This is a genomic window from Actinomadura opuntiae, assembly GCF_030283205.1.
GTDB lineage: Bacteria > Actinomycetota > Actinomycetes > Streptosporangiales > Streptosporangiaceae > Spirillospora.
In genome coordinates, this window is record NZ_JASNWF010000009.1 from 251,440 (window position 1) to 268,095 (window position 16,656).

Annotated in this window: 18 protein-coding genes and 1 pseudogene; 11 read left to right on the forward strand and 8 right to left on the reverse strand. The window is 73.3% G+C overall.

Annotated elements, in window-relative coordinates; translation table 11 throughout:
• The first annotated feature begins 83 nt into the window (after positions 1 to 83).
• Both QP089_RS21365 and QP089_RS21370 read left to right on the forward strand, forming a co-directional pair.
• On the forward strand, positions 84 to 995 hold the full coding sequence (locus QP089_RS21365) for an alpha/beta hydrolase family protein (protein ID WP_285913488.1): 912 nt from the start codon (positions 84 to 86) through the stop codon (positions 993 to 995).
• Positions 996 to 1,031: 36 nt separating this feature from the next.
• Entirely contained in the window at positions 1,032 to 1,901 is an 870-nt protein-coding gene (locus QP089_RS21370) for an LLM class flavin-dependent oxidoreductase (protein ID WP_285913489.1), read from the forward strand.
• Positions 1,902 to 1,908: 7 nt separating this feature from the next.
• On the opposite strand, the gene QP089_RS21375 is transcribed toward QP089_RS21370, so the two are convergent.
• The gene (locus QP089_RS21375) at positions 1,909 to 2,790 is read right to left on the reverse strand and encodes a haloalkane dehalogenase (RefSeq protein WP_285913490.1); all 882 of its coding nucleotides are present in this window, start codon (positions 2,788 to 2,790) and stop codon (positions 1,909 to 1,911) included.
• A gap of 87 nt (positions 2,791 to 2,877) precedes the next feature.
• Positions 2,878 to 3,519, reverse strand: a complete 642-nt coding sequence (locus QP089_RS21380; protein ID WP_285913491.1) for a TetR/AcrR family transcriptional regulator C-terminal domain-containing protein — start codon at positions 3,517 to 3,519, stop codon at positions 2,878 to 2,880.
• Between the two features lie 74 nt (positions 3,520 to 3,593).
• Here QP089_RS21380 and QP089_RS21385 point away from each other — a divergent pair, with 74 nt between their 5' ends.
• On the forward strand, positions 3,594 to 4,964 hold the full coding sequence (locus QP089_RS21385; RefSeq protein ID WP_285913492.1) for an FAD-dependent monooxygenase: 1,371 nt from the start codon (positions 3,594 to 3,596) through the stop codon (positions 4,962 to 4,964).
• 13 nt (positions 4,965 to 4,977) lie between these two features.
• On the opposite strand, the gene QP089_RS21390 is transcribed toward QP089_RS21385, so the two are convergent.
• Positions 4,978 to 5,262: a hypothetical protein gene (locus QP089_RS21390; RefSeq protein WP_285913493.1), complete on the reverse strand. Its 285-nt coding sequence runs from the start codon at positions 5,260 to 5,262 to the stop codon at positions 4,978 to 4,980.
• Positions 5,263 to 5,446: 184 nt separating this feature from the next.
• Here QP089_RS21390 and QP089_RS21395 point away from each other — a divergent pair, with 184 nt between their 5' ends.
• From QP089_RS21395 to QP089_RS21405, 3 genes are all read left to right on the forward strand, one after another.
• Positions 5,447 to 5,686, forward strand: a complete 240-nt coding sequence (locus QP089_RS21395; RefSeq protein WP_285913494.1) for a winged helix-turn-helix domain-containing protein — start codon at positions 5,447 to 5,449, stop codon at positions 5,684 to 5,686.
• A gap of 281 nt (positions 5,687 to 5,967) precedes the next feature.
• A complete protein-coding gene (gene tuf, locus QP089_RS21400) occupies positions 5,968 to 7,152 on the forward strand; it encodes an elongation factor Tu (RefSeq protein ID WP_285913495.1) in 1,185 nt (394 codons plus the stop codon).
• Positions 7,153 to 7,361: 209 nt separating this feature from the next.
• Entirely contained in the window at positions 7,362 to 8,264 is a 903-nt protein-coding gene (locus QP089_RS21405) for an endonuclease/exonuclease/phosphatase family protein (protein WP_285913496.1), read from the forward strand.
• 15 nt (positions 8,265 to 8,279) lie between these two features.
• Here QP089_RS21405 and QP089_RS21410 read toward each other — a convergent pair whose 3' ends face one another.
• From QP089_RS21410 to QP089_RS21425, 4 genes are all read right to left on the reverse strand, one after another.
• On the reverse strand, positions 8,280 to 9,035 hold the full coding sequence (locus tag QP089_RS21410; protein WP_285913497.1) for a hypothetical protein: 756 nt from the start codon (positions 9,033 to 9,035) through the stop codon (positions 8,280 to 8,282).
• A 42-nt stretch (positions 9,036 to 9,077) separates the two neighbouring features.
• Positions 9,078 to 10,634, reverse strand: a complete 1,557-nt coding sequence (locus QP089_RS21415; protein WP_285913498.1) for a long-chain-fatty-acid--CoA ligase — start codon at positions 10,632 to 10,634, stop codon at positions 9,078 to 9,080.
• 79 nt (positions 10,635 to 10,713) lie between these two features.
• Positions 10,714 to 10,884: a hypothetical protein gene (locus tag QP089_RS21420; protein ID WP_173097526.1), complete on the reverse strand. Its 171-nt coding sequence runs from the start codon at positions 10,882 to 10,884 to the stop codon at positions 10,714 to 10,716.
• A 114-nt stretch (positions 10,885 to 10,998) separates the two neighbouring features.
• Complete coding sequence (locus QP089_RS21425; protein ID WP_285913499.1) at positions 10,999 to 11,724, reverse strand: single stranded DNA-binding domain-containing protein; 726 nt, start codon at positions 11,722 to 11,724, stop codon at positions 10,999 to 11,001.
• Between the two features lie 139 nt (positions 11,725 to 11,863).
• On the opposite strand from QP089_RS21425, the gene QP089_RS21430 reads away from it, so the two are divergent.
• Positions 11,864 to 12,571, forward strand: coding sequence for a response regulator (locus tag QP089_RS21430; protein WP_285913500.1), 708 nt, complete (start codon positions 11,864 to 11,866; stop codon positions 12,569 to 12,571).
• Positions 12,568 to 13,683, forward strand: a complete 1,116-nt coding sequence (locus QP089_RS21435; RefSeq protein WP_285913501.1) for a sensor histidine kinase — start codon at positions 12,568 to 12,570, stop codon at positions 13,681 to 13,683. Before QP089_RS21430 ends, QP089_RS21435 begins: the two co-directional genes overlap by 4 nt.
• A gap of 75 nt (positions 13,684 to 13,758) precedes the next feature.
• On the opposite strand, the gene QP089_RS21440 is transcribed toward QP089_RS21435, so the two are convergent.
• Positions 13,759 to 14,127, reverse strand: coding sequence for a hypothetical protein (locus QP089_RS21440; RefSeq protein ID WP_285913502.1), 369 nt, complete (start codon positions 14,125 to 14,127; stop codon positions 13,759 to 13,761).
• A 255-nt stretch (positions 14,128 to 14,382) separates the two neighbouring features.
• Here QP089_RS21440 and QP089_RS21445 point away from each other — a divergent pair, with 255 nt between their 5' ends.
• The 3 genes and pseudogenes from QP089_RS21445 to mptB form a co-directional block, all read left to right on the forward strand.
• Positions 14,383 to 14,715 carry an STAS domain-containing protein gene (locus QP089_RS21445; protein ID WP_285913503.1) on the forward strand — a complete coding sequence of 111 codons (333 nt, stop codon included), beginning with the start codon at positions 14,383 to 14,385 and terminating at the stop codon, positions 14,713 to 14,715.
• A 160-nt stretch (positions 14,716 to 14,875) separates the two neighbouring features.
• On the forward strand, positions 14,876 to 15,670 hold the full coding sequence (locus tag QP089_RS21450; protein WP_446474073.1) for a glycosyltransferase family 2 protein: 795 nt from the start codon (positions 14,876 to 14,878) through the stop codon (positions 15,668 to 15,670).
• A 110-nt stretch (positions 15,671 to 15,780) separates the two neighbouring features.
• Positions 15,781 to 16,542 (forward strand): annotated as a pseudogene (mptB, locus tag QP089_RS21455) (polyprenol phosphomannose-dependent alpha 1,6 mannosyltransferase MptB); the annotation flags it as partial.
• Between the last annotated feature and the right edge of the window lie 114 nt (positions 16,543 to 16,656).

Sequence of the window (16,656 nt, forward strand, 5' to 3'; positions counted from 1 at the left end):
GCGGGCCCGGCCACCAGGCCCCGCCCCTCCGCCGCCACCCGCCCGCGACCTCGCACGTCCGGGCCCACCGAACGAAGGCACCCATGCCGAACTCCTCAACCGTGGTCGTCACCGCCAAGCCCGTCGTCCTGCCCGCCCCCGGACGCGGCGATGACCTCCAGGTCAGCGTGTCCGCGCCCGCGACCGGCGGCGACCTGCCCGTCATCGTGTTCTCGCACGGTTTCGGCTGGTCGATGGACGGTTACGCGCCGCTGGCCGACCACTGGGCCGCGCACGGCTTCGCGGTCGTCCGGCCCACCCACCTCGACTCCCGGAGGCTCGGCGTCCCCGCCGACGACCCCCGCACGCCGCGGATCTGGCGCCTGCGCGTCGACGACCTGACGCGCGCCATCGACGGGCTCGACGTCCTGGAGGCCGCCGTTCCCGGCCTCGCCGGGCGCCTCGACCGCACCCGCATCGCAGTGGCCGGCCATTCCTGGGGAGCCCAGACGGCGAGCATGCTGCTGGGCGCACGCGTCCTGGACGCGGACGGCGTCCCCGGCGAGGACATGTCCGACCCCCGCGTGAAGGCGGGCGTGCTGCTCGCCCTGACCGGCCGCGGCGGTACCGACCTGTCGCCGTTCGCGGCCGAGCACTTCCCCTTCATGAACCCGTCCTTCGACGACATGACCACACCCGCGCTCATCGTCGCCGGCGACCACGACCGGTCGCCGCTGACCACCCGGGGGCCCGACTGGTTCACCGACCCCTACGTCCTCAGCCCCAAGGACAAGAGCCTGCTCACGCTGTTCGGAGCGGAGCACTCGCTCGGCGGCATCCCCGGATACGAGGTCGCGGAGACGACGGACGAGAGCCCCGAACGCGTCGCCCTGATCCAGCGGCTCACCACCGCCTACCTGCACGGTGTCCTCGACCCGGACGACACCGCCTGGCAGGAGGCGCGCTCCGCGCTGGAGAACGACCCCCGCCCGCTGGGGCGCCTCGAAAGCAAGTAAGCGAAACCCCGACTACCGCGAAAGGGGCCACGGCCCATGCCGCACGCACCCAGTTTCGGGATCATGACCGCGCCGATGCAGGTCGGCTACCACGACATCCTGCGGGTATGGCGCGAGGCCGACGCGATCCCGGAGATCGGCCACGCCTGGCTGTTCGACCACCTCATGCCGATCGGCGGCGACCCCGGCGGCCCGGCCCTCGAAGGCTGGACGCTGCTGTCCGCGCTCGCCGCGCAGACCCGGCGGCTGCGCCTCGGCCTGCTGGTGACCAGCAACCGGTTCCGCCCGCCGGCGATGCTCGCCAAGATCGCCACCACCGTCGACCTCGTCTCCGGCGGACGGCTCGACTTCGGCATCGGCGCCGGCTCGCGCCCCGGCCACCCGCTCGCCCGGCGCGAGTACGAGGCGCACGGCCTGCCCTTCCACGGCTTCGAGCACTCCGTGGAGAGCCTCGCCGAAGCGTGCACGATCATCCGGAGGCTGTGGACGGAGACCGAGCCGTTCGACTTCGCCGGCGAGCACCACCGGCTGACCGGCGCGTTCGGCAACCCCAAGCCCGTCCAGCGCCCGCACCCGCCGATCCTCATCGGCGGACGCTCGTCCGCGACGCTGCGGGTGGTCGCCGAACACGCCGACCTGTGGAACATCCCCGGCGGCGACATCGCGGACGTCACCGCCCGCAGCGCGCTGCTCGACCGGTACTGCGCCGACATCGGCCGCGACCCCGCCTCGATCACCCGCTCCGTCCACCTGCCCGTCTCCTACGACGAGCCCGGCGCCACCAGGGCCGCGATCGGCGAGGCGCTCGACGCCGGTTTCCGGCACTTCGTCCTCTCCCTGCCCTCGCCCTACCCCGCCGGCGCCGCGCAGTGGGTCGCCGACGAGGTGATCAAGCCGTCCGCCTGACCGGACCTCACCGGGCGGCCGATGCGGGCCTGGCGAGGAGGGCGTGCCGCTCCGCCCAGGCGGTGACCGAGGCGGCGATGGCGTCGGGACGGTCCTCGGGGACGTGGTGACCGGACGGCCCGCCGTGCTCGATCTCCAGGCTCGCGATGTGCCCCGCGCACCACTGCGCCACCGCCGGACTGATCACCAGCGTCGGCGAGGTGTCGAAGGTGATCAGCAGCTTGGGGACGTCGTGGCTGGCGGCCAGCCACGCGTCGTACCGCTCGACCCGGGCCTGCACGTCGGCGGGCTCTCCGTCGATCGGCATCGAGCGCGCCCACTGGAGGATCGGGCGGCGGCTCTCCGGCGTGGGGTACGGCTCCAGGTACGGCCGCAGCTCGTCCTCGCCGAGCGGCGTGAGGACGCCGCCGGTGAACGCCGTCTCGATGAAGTAGTTCGTGCCGAGTACCAGTTTCTCGCCCTCGGGCCCGCGCATCATCTCGGCGCGGGCGCGCGGCGCCTCGCCCAGAGCGTCCCAGGACATCGGCTTGACGATCGCCTCGAAGAACGCGATGCCGCGCACCCGCCCCGGATGGCGGGCCGCCCAGTCGAACGCCAGCGCGCCGCCCCAGTCGTGGCCGACCAGCACGACCTCGTCCAGGCCCAGCGCGTCGAACCAGGCGTCCAGGTAGCGGGCGTGGTCGTCGAACCGGTAGGGGACGTCCGGCTTGCCGGAGCGGCCCATGCCGATGAGGTCGGGGGCGAGCAGCCGCCCGCCCCCGCCCATCGCGGGCAGCACCCGCCGCCACAGCCGCGACGAGCTGGGGTTCCCGTGCAGGAAGACGACGGGCGCGCCGTCCCCGGTCTCCTCGTAGTACATCGTCGAGTCGAGCACATCGATCGTCGGCATGAGAGCCTCCCCGTTTATTGGCGGCATCAACGTTGGCACCACCAATGAACCTATATCGTTGGTCCTACCAACGCAAGGGAGGTCGCGTTATCCGCCGGCCTTCCGGCCGACGGCCTCGATGCCCGCCAGCACGATGTGCAGGCCGTACTCGAAGTCGTCGTCGCTGTCGGCGGCGGAGAGCTCCTTCGTCACGCTCGCCGTCAGGGGATACCGGGTCTCGTCGATGGTCATCTTCTGCGCATAGGGGTTGGGGCCCGCGTAGTTCTCGCCCGTACGCGCTTGCTGCTCGATCGTGAAGCCCACGACGTAGTGCAGGACCGCGGGGAACGCGCGGGCCGCCTCGGCGGTCGGGAAGCCGGCGTCGGTGAGCGTGCGCAGAACCAGTTCGAGCGTCCGCCCGATGGACGGACCGGTCGAGTAGGACCCGGCGGTGACCCTGGCGCCGTCGCGGTAGCGAAGCATCGCGTCGCGCATCCTGCGTGCGAGGCCGGCGATCCATTGCTGCCAGGTCTCGTTGCGGCCGGGGCCTTCGATGCCGTCGGCCGCCTCGGCGATGATCAGCCCGGCCATCAGGTCGAGCAGCTCGTGCTTGTTCCTGACGTGCCAGTAGAGCGTGGGCGCCTGGACGCCCAGCTCCTTGGCGAGCATCCGCATGGTGAGGCCGTCGAGGCCGCCGTCGTTCAGCAGCCGCAGGCCGGTCCGGGCGATCAGGTCGGGTGTGAGAGGCACGCTTGACACTCTATCGCCATTAGAGCTATATCTAACGACGTTCGAGAGTCCTCTAATATCGTTAGGGAGTGGTCATGGAGGACGTGGTCATCGCCGGCGCCGGGCCGACCGGCCTGATGCTGGCCTGCGAGCTGCGGCTGGCCGGGGTGGACGCGCTGGTGCTCGAAAGGCTGACCGAGCCCACGCCCGACTCCAGGGCGGGCGGGCTGCATCCGCGGTCCCTGGAGGTGCTCGACCAGCGGGGGATGCTCGACCCGTTCCTGGCCGAGGGGCGTCCGCTGCCGGGCACGCGCTTCGCCGGGCTGCCGCTCGACCTGTCGGGGCTGCCGACCCGGTATCCGTTCCTGCTCGTGATCGTTCAACGCCGGATCGAGCGGCTGCTCGAGGCCCGCGCCCGGGAGCTGGGGGTGCGGATCCGCCGCGGCGTCGAGGTGACGGGCCTACACACCGAGCCGGTGTCGGCGGCCGCGGAGTCGGTCGTGGTCGAGACCACGGCCGGGCCCGTTCAGGCGCGCTACCTGGTCGGTTGCGACGGCGGCCGCAGCGTGGTGCGCCGGCTGGCGGGCATCGACTTCCCCGGCACGCCGGCGACCACCACGTCGATCCTCGGAGATGTCGAACTCACCGATCCGCCCGCGGAGCGGTTCCTGCTCCAGCGGACGCCGCGCGGGAACTTCTCGGTGCTCGGCTTCGAGGAGGGGTGGCGGCGGGTGATCGTGGACGAGGCCGGGTCGACCGTCGCCGACTCGACGGCCATCGGCTTCGAGGACCTGCGGGCGATGCTCGTCCGGGTGGCGGGCACCGATTTCGGGATGCACAGCCCGCGGTGGATCTCGCGATTCACCGACGCCGCCCGGCAGGCGGCGCGTTACCGCTCCGGGCGTGTGCTGCTGGCCGGGGACGCGGCGCACGTCCACTCGCCGGCCGGAGGGCAGGGGCTGAACACCGGGCTGCAGGACGCGTTCAATCTCGGCTGGAAGCTCGCGCTCGTCGTGCGGGGAAGCGCCGACGAGGAGCTGCTCGACACCTACCACGAGGAGCGGCACCCCGTGGGCGCCCGGGTGCTGTCGAACACGCGCGCGCAGAGCGCGATGAGCGCACCCGGCGCGCATGTGGACGCGCTCCGGGCGCACGTGGGCGACATGCTCGCGACGCCGGACGCGAACCGGAAGATCGCCATGATGATCACGGGGCTGGACGTCTCCTATGGGCTCGGACCGCGCGTGACCGACCGGGACCTGCCCGACGGGACGCGGCTGTTCGAGCACCTTCGCACCGGTCGCCCGATCCTGGTCGATGCCTCGGACGAGCCCGTGGACGGCCGCCTCGTGACCGAGCTCAAGGCATCCGGAGAACCGCTGCTGATCAGGCCCGACGGGCACCCGGCCTGGGACGCGTCGCTGGGCCGCGAAGCGCTGTCCACAGCCCTGCGACCCTGGCGTTGACATCGATCGATCGCTAGTCGGCCGGCTCGCCGTGGTCATTGGGGGATGCGAGGGAGGCGGCGCGTTCGTCCTCGCGCCGCTGGAGCTCGCGCAGCCGCTCCTCCGACCCGGCGACGAGCGTCGGCAGGAGCCCGCGCAGCTCCTCGCGCGTGGTGAGCGGGCGGCGGACGTGGCACGTCCAGACGTCCTCGTCGTCGTACCTGGTCAGGTAAGGCTCGGCCCACCGCCCGGCGGGTTCCCGGTACGGCGGCAGCGGATCAGCGTGATCGACGTACGGCTCGTCTCGCGCGTCATTCATGGGGAGCATCCGTTCGTTCGAGGGTCGGCGCAGGACGCTGACGCCCTGGTCGTGCAACTCCATGAGCCGGCCCAGCTCCTCTCGCCGGGGTCGCTCATGGCCGCAACCTTATAACGCCTATGCAAGCCTGTGAAAGCACGGGTGTTCATATGAGGCACTTTGTATGCCTGCGTACGTTATTGGCATGGTTGAGCTGGACGGCATCGACCCGTTGAAGGTCCAGATCGCGGACCTGGTCGCCAGGCGCATCGAGTCGGGCGAGTACGCGCCGAAGGCGCGCATTCCCTCCGCGTCGGCGCTGGCGGAGGAGTGCGGCGTCTCGCAGCGGACGGCCGCCGACGCCGTCCGGATCCTCAAGGAGCGCGGGCTGGTCCGGGGTGTGCCCGGGCGCGGGGTGTTCGTGCTGCCCGGGGACGAGCGCTGACGCGGAAAATCGATCGACTTCTCCCGGAACGCTCCGTAGGGTGCGGAGCATGTTCCTCGCAGCCGGCACCCGGACGCTCGCAGGCGACTGCCTGCTGAGCGCGGTGCCGGCTGCCTTCCTCGCGGAGGCAGTGGCAGCGGCGTTCGCCGACGACGGCGTCCGACGCTGACCCCTCTCCGTCCAACCCTCCGGAGAACCAGCGGAGGGGGGTCGGCACAGCGCACGGGGCACGGGTGCGCCCGTGCGGGTTCTCACGTTCGGATCATCGTGAGGACGGACCAATGGCGAAGAAGCTGTACGAGCGGGACAAGCCGCACCTGAACATCGGCACGATGGGGCACGTCGACCACGGGAAGACGACCCTCACCGCGGCGATCACCAAGGTGCTGGCCGAGCGCGGGCTGGCGTCCGCGGTGCCGTTCGAGGGCATCGACCGCGCCCCCGAGGAGCGCGACCGCGGCATCACCATCAACATCGCGCACGTCCAGTACTCCACCGCGACCAGGCACTACGCCCACATCGACATGCCCGGTCACGCCGACTTCGTGAAGAACATGATCACGGGGGCGGCGCAGGTGGACGGGGCGGTGCTGGTCGTCTCGGCGCAGGACGGCGCGATGCCGCAGACGCGGGAGCACATCGTGCTGGCGCACCAGGTCGGCGTCCGGCACATCGTCGTCGCGCTCAACAAGGCCGACATGGTGGAGGACACCGAGCTGCTCGACCTGGTCGAGCTGGAGGTGCGCGAGCTGCTCACCGAGTACGGGTTCCCCGGCGACGAGGTGCCGGTGGTCCGGGTGTCCGGGCTGAAGGCGCTGGAGGGCGACCCGTACTGGACGGCCCGGATCGGCGACCTGCTCGATGCGATCGACGCGTACGTGCCGGTGCCGGACCGGGTGCTCGACAGGCCGTTCCTCATGCCGGTGGAGAGCGTGCTCACCATCACCGGGCGCGGCACCGTCGTGACCGGGGTGGTGGCGCAGGGCTCCGTCCGGGTCGGGGACGCGGTGGAGGTCGTCGGGCTCGGCGAGTCGTTCCGCACGGTCGCGACCGGGCTGGAGACGTTCGGCCAGTCGATGGACCACGCGGAGGCGGGCGACAACACCGCGATGCTGCTGCGCGGCGTGCGGCGCGACCAGGTGCGGCGCGGCCAGGTGGTCGCGGCGCCGGGCGCGATCCGGCCGCACACCCGGTTCCGGGCGCGGGTCCGGGTGCTGACGGCGGCGGAGGGCGGCCGGAGCGGGCCGTTCTTCCACGGGTACCGGCCGCAGTTCCACTTCCGGACGACGGACGTGGTCGGCGGCGTGGACCTCGGCGGCGAGGGCGCCATGGCGATGCCCGGCGACTCCGTCGAGCTGGCCGTCGAGCTGGGCCGGCCCGTCGCGATGAGCGAGGGGCTCGGGTTCGCCGTCCGGGAGGGCGGCCGGACGGTCGGCGCGGGCACCGTCGTCGAGCTGCTCGACTAGCGCGGCCGGGCAGCGGGCCCGGTGGGCCGGGAACGGCCCACCGGGCCCGCATTATGTCGACTTATCGCCTTTTCGGGGGCCGGGCTTCGGGCAGACCGAAATTCTCCGGAATGGAGTGACCGGACGGTCGCGAATCGCTGGCGGACAAGATCGCGATGTGGTGGGATTTCCCCCGTCATCCCCGCCGACTTCCCCCCGATGGAGCACGTGTGCGAGCCCCCCGCGCTCTGATTCCCCTGCTGTCGGTCTGCGGAGCCGCGGTCGTCGTCACCGCCGCGGGCCTCGGCGCCGACATCGACGGCCTGCCCGGCAGCGGACCGGCGCACGCCGACGGCGCCGTCCGCAAGCCGCCCCCGAAGGCGACCGTCAAGGCGCTGACCTGGAACGTCTGCGGCGCCGCCGAGCCCGGCTGCCCGCTCGGCGGACGGCCCGCCGAGCTCGCCAGGCGGGTCGCCGAGCAGTTGCACTCCACCGAGGTCGGCGGCCGCAGGGTCCGGACGAACGCCGCGTTCCTCCAGGAGATCTGCTCGGGGCAGGTGCAGGCGCTGAAGCGGGCGTCGTGGTTCGCCAAGTGGACCTGGGAGTTCGCCGCGTACCCGGCGGGCCCGTCCTGCGCCGGGGGCCAGGGACGGCTCGGCGTCGCGCTCGGTGCGGCGACGCCGCTGGCCGGTGCCCACCGCTCGAAGCTGCCGTCGCCGTCCGCGCGCCCGCGCGTCGCGCTGTGCGGCGAGGCGGCGGCGTGGAGCACCCGCCTGTGCGTCACGCAGTTCAGCTCGTCCGCCGAGGACCCGCAGGGCGAATGGCGCCGCAAGCAGGGGCGCGCGTTCGCGGCGATGGCCGGGACCGGCGCCCGCGTCGTGGCCGGCGGCGACCTCGCCGCGCCGCCCGAGAACGCGGTGCTCGACCCGCTGTACCGCGCCTACGCCGAGTGCGACCAGTCGGGCACCTCGCGCACCGGCGCGAAGACCCTCCAGGACGGGCGGGGCACCGCCGTGGAGAAGGACGACTACCTGTTCCTGAGCAAGTCGGCCACGGTCTCCTGCAGCGTCCCCACCGAAGCGGGCACGTCCTCCGACCACCGGCCCGTCTCGGCGGTGATCCGCTTCCGCTGACCGCGCCGGACCCCGCTACCCCTGGCGGGCGGGAAGCGGGAAGGCCCGGTCCGCGAGGCGGCTCAGCAGGAACCACGGCACGGTCAACGCGACCACCACCTGCGGCACGTGCAGGGCCGACCCCAGCGGCAGGGCGAGGATCGCCAGCGAGCCCGCGAGGCCCACGAGAATGAGAAGAAGGCCCGTGAGGCTGTAGGACGGCGTGCTGCGGGACCGCCGCGCCAGCCAGACGGCCAGCACGGCGACCAGCAGCCCGCTCGCGAGCGCCGCCTGGACGACCGGATTGCCGGACACCAGCTCGAGGAGCGTCGTGATCGCCGCCGTGATGACCATCCAGAAGAGGAACGACTTGCGCTGGCTCGCCATCCACCAGGGCAAGGGCCTCGTGGAGTCCGGGACCTGCGCGGGCGGAGGCCCGAACGGCCCGGGCCCGCGCTGCTGAGGCTGCGGGTACGTGGGGTACTGCGGGTACGTCGGGTACTGCGGGTAGGCCGGGTCCTGCGGGTACGTCGGATAGGGCGTCGAGGGCCCGGCTGGAGGCTCACTCGGGGGCTCGGGGGCCGCCCCGCCCGAAGCCGCTGCCTCCCTCGGGGCCTCCGGTCGGCCCGGAGGGGCGAAGCGCCGCTCGCTGTCCTTGCGCAGCTGGAGGACCCCGAAGACGATCGTCGTCCCGAGGGAGGCGATCGAGATGCCGTTGGCGACCCAGTCCGTCACGTTCACAGTCTCGCGGCGGCGGAACCCGGTCGCCAGCGCGTCGGCACGTCCCGTCATGGCCGCTGAGGGACAACCGCGCGCGGGCGGGGCCGCCGGGCGCTAGTGCACCTCGCGGTCGCGGCCCTGCCAGTAGGGGGCGCGGAGCTCCCGCTTGAGGATCTTGCCGGTGGGGTTGCGCGGGATCGCGTCGCGGCGCTCCACCGACGTCGGGCACTTGAAGTGGGCGAGGCGCTCGCGGCAGTAGTCGATGATCTGCTGCTCGGGGACGTCCTCCGCCAGCACGACCAGGGCCTTCGGCGTCTCGCCCCAGCGCTCGTCGGGCACGCCGACGACGGCGCAGTCGGTGACGGCCGGGTGCCCCATCAGGACGTTCTCGACCTCCGCCGGGTAGATGTTCTCCCCGCCGGAAATGATCATGTCCTTCACGCGGTCGTGGATGTAGAGGTAGCCGTCCTCGTCGAGGTAGCCCGCGTCGCCCGTGCGGAACCAGTTGTCGTCGGACAGCGCGGCGGACGTCGCCTCCGCCATGCCCCAGTAGCCCTTCATGTTCTGCGCGGTGCGGCAGAGGATCTCGCCGACCTGCCCGGGCGGCAGGTCCTCGCCCGTCGCCGGGTCGACGATCCGCAGCTCGCAGCCCGCGTTCGGCAGCCCGGCGCTGCGCAGCCGGCGGGCGTTCGGGCCGTCCGGATCGTGGTCCTCGGCGGGCAGCATGGTGATCGCGCCGGTGACCTCCGTCAGCCCGTACACCTGCATGAACTCGGTGCCCGGCAGCATCCGCATCGCGCCGCGCAGCACCTCCTCGCTGATCGGCGACGCCCCGTACAGCATCAGCTTGAGGCTGGACAGGTCGCACGCCGTCACCTCGGGGATCAGCGGCATGAACTGCAGCAGCACCGGGACGAGGAAGATGTGGGTGACGCGGTGCCGCTCGATCGCCCGCGCGATCTCGGTCGGGTCGGGCTCGCGGGTGATCACGCCGGTGATGCCGTTGTAGACGACCGAGACCGTCAGCACGTTGCCCGCGACGTGGTACATCGGCATCGCGACCATCAGGACGGTGGCGTCGTCGACCTCCCACGCGTCGTTGGCGACCTCCAGCGCGGCGAGGAAGTTGTCGTGGGTGAGCATCACGCCCTTGGGCAGGCCCGTGGTGCCCGACGAGTAGAGCTGCACGAACACGTCGGACGTCGCGCCCTCGTAGGCGGGCGGCTCGGCGTCGGCGGCGTCCATCCAGGCGGCGTAGTCCAGGTGGGAGTGCCCCTCGCCACCGATGACCACCGTGTGCGTGGTGTGCTCGAGCTTCCCGGCGACCGCGTCCAGCACCGGGACGAACTCGGGCCCGACGATGAACACCTTCGCCGCCGCGTTGTTGACGATGTAGGCGACCTCGTCGGGCGCGAGCCGGTAGTTCACGGGCACCTGGACGGCGCCGATGCGTGCCGCGCCGAACAGCTGCTCGGCGTACTCCGGCGAGTTCTTGTCCAGGACCGCGACGCGGTCGCCGGGGCCGACGCCGGCGGCGGCCAGCGCGGCGGCGGCCCGGTCTGCGCGCCGGTCGAACTCGCGGTAGGTGAGCCGCGCGTCGCCCGCGACGTAGGCGACGCGGTCGGGCTGCTCGAGCGCGCGCTCGCGGAGCATGTCAGTCAGACCCGGCACGGGAGGTCCTTTCGCCGATGACCGCCTGGTTGTCCCGGCATCATGCGGTCATCGGCGAATTCCCGGCAAGGGGGGCGCGCTACCTGCTGCGCGCCATCTTGGACACGAGGGTGACCGCGAGGACGACGATGACCGCGACGAACCCGATGAAGAAGAAGAACTTCAGCATCGAGATGATCGCGCCGATCACCGTCATCAGCAGCCAGATCGCGAGGACGACGCCGACAATGGTCAGGATTGTCTTACCCATGCCCCTCACCGTATGCGGTCGCGGCGGGCCGGGCATCACCCTCCGGTACGAAGCCGGACCCGCTACCTCTGGACGTTGGGCGGAGGCCACCCTGAGGGTCCGCCCAGGGTCGTCTCAGGGGCCGGCGGGCGGCCGGCCGCCGGGCGGGGGCGGCGCGTCGAATGGCTGTCCGGACGGAGGCGGCGGCTGGCTGCCGGGGAAGGGCCGGCCATGCGGCGGCGGTGCGAAGGAGGGCTGCCCCGAGGGCGCCGGAGGCTGCATCGGCTGACCGCCGGGCGCGCCGTACGGCTGCCCGTAGGGCTGGGCGGGCTGCCCCATCGGCGGCTGACCGAATCCGGCCGCCGGCTGCGGTCCCGTCCAGCCGCCGCTGCCCTGCCCCTGCCGCGCCGGCCCGAACCCGCCGGACATCGCGACCCGCAGCGCGCCGATCCCGCCGGCGATGAGCACCGCCAGCAGCTCGTAGGCGAGGTACTTGTTGAAGTGCGGCTTCATGATCGCGCTGACCATGCCGTCCGGCATGCGCTCCAGGCCGACCATCATGGCCACCAGGGCGCCGATGCGCTTGCCGATCTCGAACGCCACGAGCGCGGAGACCGCCGCGAGGATCGGCGGGACGGGTCCGCGCGGCCGGCACAGCAGCAGCCCGAGCGCGGTGACGAGCCCGCAGAGCGCGCAGTTGAACAGGTAGAAGCCCGTCGAGGCGCGGAAGCTCAGCATCTCCGGGGACGGGTACGAGGCGAACGCGGCGACGACGGTGACGACGCCGGTGGCGACGGCGCCGCCGACCAGCACCAGGGCGATCGCGCCGCCCGCCGACGTCGCGGGACGAGACTGGGACATTCGCCCATTAAAGCGGTCATCGCGCCCCGGCGCAGGCGGAACCTTACGGAGTAGTGACGGAAGGAGTGGAACCGCCGCCCGCGCCCGTACCGTGAAGGGGTGATGTCACTGAACGTGTGCGAACCCCGATGGTGAGCGGATGGTGAACCATGCCGGCCGGGTGCTGGTGGTCGACGACGACCCCACCGTCGCCGAGGTCGTCGCCCGGTACCTGACCCGCGACGGCCACGACGTGGAATGCGTCGCCGACGGCCCCACCGCCCTGCGCAAGGCCCTGGACCGCCCGCCGGACCTGGTCGTCCTCGACCTGATGCTGCCCGGGATGGACGGCCTGGAGGTGTGCCGCCGGCTCCGCGAGACCTCGGCCGTCCCGATCGTCATGCTCACCGCGCTCGGCGCCGAGACCGACCGGCTCGTCGGCCTGGAGACCGGCGCGGACGACTACGTGACCAAGCCGTTCAGCCCCCGCGAGCTGGCGCTGCGGGTCCGGTCGGTGCTGCGGCGGGCGCGCGGCGCGCTCGTCCCGGCCTCCGCCGCGGGCCCGCTGCGCGACGGCGGCCTGGTCGTGGACGTCGGCGCGCACGAGGCGGAGCTGAACGGCGAGCCGCTCGCCCTGACGTCCCGCGAGTTCGACCTGCTGGCGTTCCTGCTGCGCAGCCCGCGCCGCGCGTTCACCCGCGACGAGCTGCTCGAACGCGTCTGGGACTGGTCGTTCGGCGACTCCTCGACGGTCACCGTGCACGTCCGCCGGCTGCGCGAGAAGATCGAGGACGACCCGACCGCGCCGCGCCGGATCGTCACGGTGTGGGGCGTCGGGTACCGCTACGAGCCGGAGGCCGACCGGTGATCCCGTTCCCGGACCTGCTCCTGGTCGTCTTCTACGCGGCGCTCGCCGCGCTGCTGGTCGCCGCCGTCGCGCTCGGCCTGCTCTACCTGCTGCGCGCCCGCTCGGTCGCGATCCAGCTGGTCGTCGTGGCGGCGGCGACCGTGCTGGCGACGGTCTCCGGCATCCTGGTGATCTCGTTCCTGATGCTGATCAACCAGCACGACCGGTCGGTCGTGCTGGCGGTCGTGGCGTCCGCCGGGCTGGTCGGCACGGTGGTCTCGGTGCTGCTCGGGCGGCGGCTGGTCGCCGCGAACCGGGTGCTGGTCGAGGCCGTCCGCGCGGACCGGTTCCGCTCGCCCGCCGCGCGCCTGCCGGCCGAGCTGGCCGAGCTGTCGCGCGAGCTGGAGGCCGCCTACGACCGGCTCGCCGACGCGCACGAGCGCGAGCAGGCGCTGGAGGCGAGCCGCCGCGAGCTGGTCGCGTGGGTCAGCCACGACCTGCGCACCCCGCTGGCGGGGCTGCGCGCGATGGCGGAGGCGCTGGAGGACGGCGTCGTCGCCGACGCCGGCACCGTCCGGCGCTACCACGGGCGCATCCGCGTGGAGGTCGAGCGGCTCGCCGAGATGGTGGACGACCTGTTCGAGCTGTCGCGCATCCACGCGGGCGCGCTGCGGCTGTCGCGCGAGCGCGTCGGCCTCGCCGAGCTGGTCGCCGAGGCGGTCGCGGGCGCGGAGGCGCTCGCGCGGGCCAAGGGCGTACAGATCCGCGGGGACGTCCGCGTGGGGCTGCCCGTCCACGTGGACACCGGCGAGCTGGGACGGGCGCTGCGCAACCTGGTCGTGAACGCGATCCGGCACACCCCGAGCGACGGCGCGATCGAGATCACCGGCGAGGTGAACGGCGACCATGCCCGCGTCACGGTGGCCGACGCCTGCGGCGGCATCCCCGAGGCCGACCTGCCGCGCGTGTTCGACGTCGCGTTCCGCGGCGAGGCGGCCCGCACGCCGGGCGGCGGCGCCGGGCTCGGCCTCGCCATCGCGCGCGGCATCGTCGAGGCCCACGCCGGCGAGATCGGCGTCGCGAACGCCGGCCCCGGCTGCCGCTTCGAGGTCCGCCTTCCCCTGACCGTCTGACCGCCTGACCGGGCGGCGTTCATCTGCGGCGAGCCGTCGCCTCGTCATGACACCGGCTCGCCGCGGCTCGACGCGTCAGTCGAGGGATTCGTCGAGGGCGCGGAAGGTGGGGCAGGGCCAGCGCCACATGCAGGCGCGGCAGCGGCGGATGGGGCTGCCGGGGTCGCTGGTGATGCCGCCGGCGTCCTGCGGGCGGTGCAGGTCGAGGACCCGGACGCCCACGTCGGCGAGCGCGATCACCTCGTCCCGGGCGCCGGAGAGGAAGGCGAGGTCCTCGCGCGTCAGCCGGGCCCTGACCGGGACGAAGCCGTCCCGGTTCACCAGCCGCGCCAGGTACTGCGTGGACGTCCGCCACGACGTGGACTTCGCCGAGCGGGCCCGGATCGCCTCCAGGCGCTCGCGGAGCCGCGCGTGCCGCGGGTCGGTCGTTCGGTCGGCCTTCACGTGCCGCGCACCCCCCAATGCCGCTGTTGCACGGGGCCAGCCTTCCGTACTCGGGACGTCCGCGAGAGGCGAACGGGGGAGTTGCCGGAGCGGTGCCGCGGTGCCCGCCCGGGACCAAAAGCGGTACATGACGGTCTGTAATCGTCAAAGCGTACGGGCGGTTCAGGGCGGCGGCGCGCCACGGACACGCCCGCGCCACACGCGACTTGGCGAACTGTCTGGCTCGTGGGCCGTAGTCGAGATAGTGTGCCGGACGTGGAGCTAAATGTCTCGACCGCGTCTCAGGGAGGTCACGCCGTCGTCACGGCGACCGGCGAGCTCGACCTGTACACCGCGCCCCGGCTGCAGGCGGCCCTCGCGGGACTGCTGCGCGGCCAGATCGACCGGATCGTGGTCGACCTGGCCGGCGTCGAGTTCTGCGACTCGACCGGCATGAACGTGCTGCTCGCGGCCATGAAGCGGATGAAGGAGCAGGGCGGCTCGCTGGAGCTGGCCGCGCCGCGCCCCGCCGTCAAGCGGATCCTTCAGGTCACCGGGCTCGACACCGTGTTCACCGTGACCGACGACGCGGCGCCCGCACTGGACTGACCCGCGGCACGGCCGCGTCCGGACCGGACCGCCCGCCCCGCCGGGCCGCGTCCGGCGGCCGCCCTGCCGCCCGCGGGCTCCGTCCCGTACGCCGTCCCGTCTCCCCGGCAACCCCGGGTGTTCACGGCGGCACGCCCGCGCGCCGACTACGATCGCCGATATGCAGGATGGGGATTTGGACGGCGCGGATTCACCCGGCGCCGCTACCGGCGGGGCGGACCTCCACGGCGTGGCGGTGATCATCCCGGCCAAGGACGAGGCCGACCGCATCGCGGCAACCGTCAAGGCCGCGCAGGAGCTGCCCGGCGCCGACCTGATCATGGTCGTGGACGACGGCTCGTCCGACCGCACCGGGCGGGTGGCCGCGCAGGCCGGCGCCCGGGTGGTCCGGCACGCCCGCAACCGGGGCAAGGGCGCCGCGATGGAGACCGGCGCGGAGGCCGTCCGGCTGCTGGACGAGGGCCGCGACCAGCCCCGCCACCTGCTGTTCCTCGACGCCGACCTGGCCGAGACGGCGCGCGAGGCGGCCCCGCTGGTCGCCCCGGTGCGGGCCGGCGAGGCCGACATGACGATCGCGGTGTTCTCCTCGACGGTGAAGCTCGGCGGGCACGGGTTCGTCGTCCGGCTGTCGCGCGAGGGGATCCGCCGCGCCACCGGCTGGGAGGCCGCGCAGCCGCTGAACGGGCAGCGCTGCCTGACCCGCGCCGCGTTCGACGCCGCGCTCCCCCTCGCCGCCGGGTTCGGCGTGGAGACCGCGCTCACCATCGACCTGCTGCGCAAGGGGTTCCGGGTCGCCGAGGTGGAGGTCCCGCTCGCGCACCGCGCGACCGGCACCGACTGGCGGGCGCAGGTGCACCGCGGCCGGCAGTTCCGCGACGTGGCCAGGGCGCTGGCCGTCCGGGAGCCGGTCGTGGCCGAGCGGCTCGCCCGCCTGCGCGGCGGCCGCCGCACGTGACCCGTCCCGGTCCCGCGCGGCTGGGGACCGCCGGGCTGTGGGCCGTCGCGGCCTCCCTGTGCTGCTTCCTCGTCACCGCGGTGCTCGGCCCGTCGGCCTTCCAGCCCGCGATGGACGCGCGGTTCGGGGAGCCGCCGTACGCGCTGGACGCGCATCCCTCGCCGTACGCGGTGCTCGCGCTCGTCGTGGCGGGCGTCCTGGCGGGGACCGCGGGCCTCGCGCTGTGCTTCCTCGCCGTCCGGCGCGGCTGGCGGGTGCGGGCGTTCCCGCTGGTGGCGGCGGGCCTGCTGGCGGCGGTGGCGTTCATGTTCATGCCGCCGGTCGGGTCGACCGACCATCTGAACTACGCCTCGTACGGGCGGATGGCGGCGACCGGGCACGACCCGTACGAGACGCGGGCGGTGGACCTGCCGAAGGACCCGGTCGCCGGGGCGCCCGAGGAGTGGCGGTCGACGCCGTCGGTGTACGGGCCGATCGCGACGGGGGAGCAGGCGGTCGCGTCGTGGATCGGCGGCGGTTCGGTGCGGCTCACGGTGTTCGTGCTGTCAGTGTTCAACGTCCTGGCGTTCGCCGTCACCGCCGTGCTGCTCTACCGGACGTCCCGCGACGAGGAGCGCCGGCTGCGGACCGCGCTGCTGTGGACGTGCAACCCGCTGCTGCTCTTCCACCTGATCTCCGGCGCGCACAACGACGTCCTGGCGATCGCGCCGATGGTCGCGGCGCTGACGGTGTTCGACTCCTACGCCGCGGGCGGGCGGTGGCGGCTGTGGGGGCGGTCGCTGGCGGCGGGCGTCCTCACCGGCGCGGGCGCGGCGATCAAGCTGCCCGCCGCGCTGGTCGGCGGCGGCCCGGCGTGGGCGCTGCTCCGCGAGGTGTGGAGCGGACGCAGGTGGCAGGCGATCGGGGGCCTGGTGGCGCTGGTCGGCGGCGCCGCCGCGACGGCCGCGACCGCCTACGCGCTGGCCGGCCCGCACGCCCTCGACCAG